1 protein-coding gene is annotated in these 239 nt (G+C 31.8%); it reads left to right on the top strand.

What is annotated here, in order from left to right:
* Positions 1-27 precede the first annotated feature (27 nt).
* On the top strand, positions 28-239 hold a 212-nt coding region (locus QCD75_RS22090), incomplete at its 3' end, for an NUMOD4 domain-containing protein (protein WP_301231660.1).

The following is a 239-nucleotide window of genomic DNA, read 5'->3' on the forward strand; positions in this document are numbered from 1 at the left end:
GTATTATGTAAAAGGTTTTAATTAAATATGAATGAAGAATGGCGTGATATTGTTGGGTATGAAGGATTGTATCAAGTAAGTAGTTTGGGGAATATTAAAAGTTTACCCGAATTAAAGAGAACTGACGGTAGATTTATAAGAAAAGGAGAAATAATGAAACTAACTCCTAGAAGCAGAAAAAGGCAAAACGAATATTTGTGTGTTGGAATAAATCGCAAAGTGTATGCTGTGCATAGGTT

The organism is Arthrobacter sp. PsM3 (assembly GCF_030433895.1).
In the GTDB taxonomy this organism is placed as follows: Bacteria; Actinomycetota; Actinomycetes; order Actinomycetales; family Micrococcaceae; genus Arthrobacter.